Genomic DNA, 5,279 nt, shown 5'->3' on the forward strand with positions numbered 1-5,279 from the left:
GAAACCTTCGCCCGGCCGCTACTGGCGCAGGCGCTGAAACACCGCTATCAGGTCGCCGTGGATCTGGATAACACGCTGTTGTGTCTCAGGCGACCGATACGCGCTGGCATTCTCGGCGAGGAAATCGGTTCATTCGAGGCATTGACGCTGCCGATGCTCCAGGCCGCTTTGCACAACTTCGAAAGTGATGAGTGTGCTTATGGCGCCTTTCACAGCAGCTCTGGCTTCGCAACCGCAACCGCCGTAAAAGGTGCCCTCAAGGCTGTTCCGGTGAATGTGTCGGTCAGGAACTACCTGAACCTGTGCCGCGAACTGGATATCGGTGCCCGGTACCAGGCTTATCTGACAAGGTTTTTCCATCCGGTCGATCCGGCCGCGGAAGCCAAGTTGCGCCGGCACTTCATCGCCAGTCAGAAAACGGCCATGCGCGCGGCAGCCGAACGCGCACTGTTGACCAAGGATATTCAACCTGAAGATCACGCGATGATCCTCGCGGTGATCAACGGCGAAAGGCACCCGCGAATCGGCGACAAGCAGGTGTGGTTTCAAGACCTGGGCTTGATGCGGCACCGGCTGGTCGGATGTGTAGTGTTCAAGATCGCGCAAAAGTATGGCCCGGTGGACGCGGTAATTCTGTACGTCCCCAACGATCCGGAACACCCGCTAAAGCGCTATACCGGCACGCAAATGCAGGACACCTTCAAGCGCCTGCTGAGTGCTCGCGATGCGCAACAGGCGGACAGCACGGCCCCTACGTCCTATCAACGATTCTTCAGTCAGTTCTTCCCATATGAGAAGCGTGCGTATTACTTCAGCCAATTCGTAAAGTCTGCAGACGGCGCATCGGATTGGCTGTCGTCACCGTGGCGCAAAATTCTGCAGACAACGTTGATTTTTGTAGAGATCTGGAAGACATCACCGAAATATCAAAAAATGATCCCGGATACCGATCCTTACGTGGCAGTTTCGTTGATGCCGCACCTTCAGGTATATCCGTGGGCGAGGAATAGCGACCTCTGGGCGTACTTGTACGAAAAACATCGTGACAAGGTCATCAACGACGCTAGTGGTCACGCGGTACCTACCGCCGACGTCGACGCCAAGGCGCGCGATGCCAAGCTGTCCGGGCTGCTGCAATTTGGTCTGCTGGCGCTGAACATGGCGTCCATGTTCGTTCCGGTACTGGGCGAAATCATGCTGGTTGTCATGACGGCCCAGTTGCTCTACGAAACTGTCGAAGGCGTGATCGAGTGGAGCGAGGGGGATAAACACGCCGCCAGGGCGCATCTTGTCGACGTGGCTGAAAACCTTGCGCAGATCGGCGCGATGGCCGCCGCAGGAGCAACATTCAATCGGGTGACAGCCGTTAAACCGGAGCCGGTGATCGAAGATCTGCACCCGGTGACGCTGCCTGATGGCAAGAGGCGCCTGTGGCGGCCGACCTTGCGCGGCTATGAACAAGCGCTCATCCCCGGCAAGTTGTCGCGGCCCGACGCGGCGGGGCAGTACCGCGTCGCCGGCACAACCTGGATGCGCCAGGGCGGCAGGCTCTATGAGCAGACGTTTGACCGCTCCAGCGGGCACTGGCGGTTGAAACATCCCACCGACTCTCTGGCTTACCAACCGTTGCTCAGCCATAACGGCCACGGTGCCTGGCGCCTGAGCCTGGAACAGCCCATGGCGTGGGATCGCTTGACCCCGCTGCGACGCATCGGGCACCTTACCGATGGTTACTCCGATGACACCTTGCTGGCGCTGGCCGATATCAGCGGTATCAGCGATGGCGCCCTGCGCAAGATGCATCTGAATCAGTTGCCCCCGCCCCCTGAATTGCGAGACGCCATGCGCCTGTTCGATGCCGATGCACAGGCGAGGCAAATGGTCGAGCAATTGCGCGGAGCCAGGCCCATCGACGAGCACTACCTGTATGCAGTCCCGCTGGTCACCGAGATGCCCCGTTGGCCTGCCGATCGGGTTCTGGAGATGACAGCTGATCCGCACGGAGCAGGGCCGTCCATCCGCTATGGTGCGCAGAATACGCTGCCCGGTTTGGGCCACAAGCCCGCTATCCGCCTGACACGTACGCAAGTGTTGAACGGGGAAATGCCGGCGCGGATTCTGGCTGCGTTGGAAGAGCAGGAAATCAACCATCTGCTGGGACGAACGGCTGCCCAATTTCGCCCGGCACGGCCCGATGAGTTCGGCAAACAACTCGCCGAGTACGCCTATACGCGTCAACCGGCGATTTTTGACAGTCTTTATCGCGGTACCGAATCGTCGAGTGCGCCCGTGCGCCTGTTGCAGCGTGAATGTCCCGGTCTCAGCGACGTGGCGGCTCAGGATGTGATCGAGCATGCTTCGACGCACGAGCTGGCCCGAATGGATGCGACCGGGCGTTCCCCTTTGAGAATGCTGGAAGAGGCTCGCTGGCATGTCCGCCATGGCCGCCAGGCCCGCGCATTTGCCGGTTTGCACAGCGAAAACCTGGCGTCGGCGGACAGTCGGCGACTGGCTTTGCACGCGCTGGAACAATTGTCTGGCTGGCCGCACTCGCTACGTCTGGAAATTCGCGAGGGGAGCGTGACTGGCACCTTGCTCGACAGCATCGGCGAGCCGATGGCGCCGGTTAGATGCTATCTGGTGAAAAACGGACCCTTCTATCAAGCGTTCAATGATCACGCCCAGGCATTGAACAGAGTCTCGAGGGTCCAGGACAGCTTTTACAGTTCGCTCATGCACGCGTTGCCTGAGGACACACGTTCATCAATCGGATTGTCTGTCGGCAACGCCCATGGTGAGCTGCAACAGAAAATCATCGAATCGGCCCACCGTCATCGAGCCGAAGCTGCGCGATTGCTGTCGCCGGCTGCAAAGTGGTTCAAACCGCCGGTACGCGTGGGCGCGCGACTGCTGGGTTATTACGCCAGTGGCCGTGGTACAGGCCTCAATCCATCCCTCGAATCACGCATTGCGCATCTATACCCCGAGTCGCGCCAGGCACGGGCATTTCTCGCCCGGCAACACGGCCAGAGTGAAACGCAGATTCAGCTCGAACTGGAATCTCGCCGCCAGGATTGGGACGCGTTGAACGTTGCACTTGAGCGATGGCAGGCAGCGCCGAGTGATAGCCGCACTGCAACGCACAGGGCGCAACTGGCACAGACACTGCGAGAGACATGGCGTAATGGTCCCTTGGAGGGGCAGGCGGCGGAGGCGGCCCGCCTGACAATCCATTGCGACACGCCATTGCCCGAGCTGAGTACAGGCTTTCCCCACGTGCGTGAACTGGCCATCACCGGCATCGGCATAACCGACGCCAATGCGGACGGGTTTCTGGCGGCGTTCCCGAATGTCACCGATTTATGGCTCGGTGAATTGAGGCGCTATGGCCAGACACCTGTCACCCGACCGCTTAGCACATTGCCAGAGGCGGTTGAGCGGCTGCCCGGGCTGAGACGTCTGCGTTTCTCTACCGATGCGCCATTGCTCGCGGAAAGCTTTGCGCGAAGGCTTGGTGGACTGACTTCGCTGGAGGAACTGCGCATCGACTATCACGGATTTGATTCCACCACCTTGCATGGTCTTGACCTGCAATCGCTGACACGACTGCGCAGATTACGCATCGATGCGCCCCACGCGTTATGGCGATGGCCGGCATACGTTGAACGACTTGAGCAGCTCAGACGACTTGACCTCACGCACACCTTGATCGAAACCTTGCCCGATTCGCTCTACAGCGGCCATGAAAGACTCTGGGCCGGGTTATCGCTGGATTGGTCACGTGTCACCCCAGCGACGTTCCGCCGGGCCTATGAGTTTGTCAGCCGCCACTCCGGCCCGCGCGGCCACTTGCTCGATGTGCATCAGATGGTCAGTGAATACTGCCGCGCCGAACTCGATAGCATGGCCGTCGCGCCGGATAGCGCCGACCCTTTGCCGCAGGCATTCAATGCGGCCTGGTCAACACCGTCGGCAAGGGTGGCGGCGATCGAGCAGCTTCGGGCCGAACATGAGGCCATCTTCGCCGCGTTTTATCCGCCATCCCCGCGCCAGGGATCACGCTATGCAGCGCCCGCGCGGCGCTGGTCGACAGGGGCCAGCGCGGACCTGTTGCATACGCTGAAAAGCAGCTGGCACGGTGCGATTCGTCAGCGCTATGGCCTGTCTGCCGACATTGAGCGCTTTAGCTTCGTCGAGCTGCCCGGCGCCACCACCCGTGTCGAGCTTCCTTCGTTGCCGGCCGGCAGTTTCGCCCATGTGCGCACGCTGCGTCTGGGAGGGCTGAACGTGCCCTCCGGCCAGGCGCGGGATTTTATTCGCGCCTTCAGTCATATCGAAACGCTTGAACTGGAGGGATGTACGTTCACCGAGCTTCCTTTTGCAGCGCAGACGTTGCCCGCGCTGCGTCGGCTCGACGTGTCCGGTAACAGAATCACGGTGACGGCAATGGTCCAGCGCCAACTCAATGCGCTGCCACAACTGGTACGGCTGAACCTGAGTCATAACCCGCTGGGGCGACTCGATGCCACGGCTTTGAGCGGGCTCGAGGCCTTGAATCTGAGATCGACGGATTTGCTGGCCTGGCCCACCGGGGCGGAAACTCTGCCACGGCTGTCATGGCTCGATTTACGAGACAACCGGATCGCGTGCCTTTCGCCGCAAGCGCTGGCGCATCCTGACGCATTGATGAGGACGAATCTGTCGGGCAACGCCTTCAGTGCCGACGGTGAGGCAGCTTTTCACGCGGCGCTGCAGCGCATCGAGCAGCAGCGGGGGTTGGGCCAGGGCACGTTGTCTCGCTTCGCCGCAGAGCCGGTGCCTGAGCATTTTCCGCCTTTGGAAACCGGCGGTTCGTTCAGTGATCTGCTCCTGCCACTCCCGCAGCCGGCGCCTGTCAGTTCAGGCGCTTCGGGGCATTTGCAGCGGTTGGCGGTGATCCTCGATCGCGAACGGGCGCAACGTAGCCTGCTGGTGCTGCGAACACGGGCCTTGAATGACGCTCAGATCGATGCGCAGATCAGCCAATGGCATCTGAGCTGCGAGGCGCTGACCCGTCAGTTGAACGATTGGCTCTATACCAGGGAAGTACGAACGAACACTGCCCTGGTCAGTGCGCAAGTGCGTGCGCTGGTGGCTCGGCGAATCAGCGAGACCTGGCGCGACACCCTGACCCGACACCCCGGCGGAGACGGTCTGGAGCTTGAATTGGCAGGATTGCAGACCGGAGAACTGCCGGCGCTTGTGGTGCAGTTTCCGGGCGTGACGACGCTCGATCTGAG

1 protein-coding gene is annotated in these 5,279 nt (G+C 60.8%); it reads left to right on the plus strand.

All coding sequences use genetic code 11. From position 1 onward, the window contains the following. Positions 1–5,279, plus strand: a 5,279-nt coding sequence (locus OQK_RS28915) for a dermonecrotic toxin domain-containing protein (RefSeq protein ID WP_038861598.1), incomplete at both ends; no start/stop codon positions are given.

The sequence above is a fragment of the Pseudomonas sp. R62 genome, assembly GCF_000257605.1.
Taxonomy (GTDB): Bacteria; Pseudomonadota; Gammaproteobacteria; order Pseudomonadales; family Pseudomonadaceae; genus Aquipseudomonas; species Aquipseudomonas atacamensis.